The sequence below is a fragment of the Enterococcus sp. GPZ-007 genome (assembly GCF_059374735.1).
Map to the genome: position 1 here is coordinate 1 of NZ_JCAFYN010000107.1, position 937 is coordinate 937.

1 protein-coding gene is annotated in these 937 nt (G+C 41.9%); it reads right to left on the reverse strand.

Annotated elements, in window-relative coordinates:
• The coding region (locus AC4J95_RS21085) for a transposase (protein ID WP_494551549.1) at positions 1 to 823 on the reverse strand (823 nt) is incomplete at its 3' end.
• Between the last annotated feature and the right edge of the window lie 114 nt (positions 824 to 937).

Sequence of the window (937 nt, forward strand, 5' to 3'; positions counted from 1 at the left end):
CCCGTTTCAATGGAATGATCGGCTCAAAACCAAGGATGTGTGCCTCTTCGTAGAGGGCTTTCACATCATAACCTTTGTCAAAGATCATGTGAATGGTCGCTAAACCAAGTCGTTTGACGTCTCGGATTAATGGAATAGCTACACTCATATCCGCGATATGAGCAGAGGTCAAAATACTCGATAAAATATACTGACTTTTCGTGGTTACTGCTAAATGCCCTTTGTATCCATGCCAAAAAACGTTTTTCCCTTTACTGTTCACTTTGATGCCCCATTGAGGAGCGATCGGCAATTCTTTTTTGATGTCCTCCGTCTTCATAGTGTGTTGTTTTTCAACACTTGAAACGATTGGTTTCTCAATTATTCGAGGCTTCGAATGGGATTCGATAGCGGTGGCATCAATGGCGACATCTTCACAAAAAATGCCAAATTCCTTGTCAATTCGTTTGAGTAACCCCCCATTCACGTCGCTCAAGGTGGATCGATGATCGCTCAACGTATGAAGGATACGAGAAAACGTCGCTTCTGATGGGGTCCGGTCTGAATATAAAAAACCTAGACTTAACTTAAAGCGCAAATCAGACTTGATGCGAGCAACCAACGTTTTCACATCTGGAATAGCTTCCAGATAAGAAATAATCAGTGCGCGAATCGCAGCCTCGTAATTGACTGAGATGGGCGCGCCAACAGCTTTTTCTTTTTGAAAGAGCCCTAGTAGTGGGGAAAGATCCAATGGGGAGAAAATCTCAACATATTTCTCTTCAATATCCAATTGTTCCAAAATTTCTAGATCAAATAGAGTCGGTTGCTGTATAATAGCCATAAGGAATCCCTCCTTCTGAGTACGTGTCTGGCTAGGACAACTTAAGTGTAACAGATGGGGAGGTTCCTTTTTTGTTTGCTTTGAAAACATTGATATACCAAGGGCTGATAATTA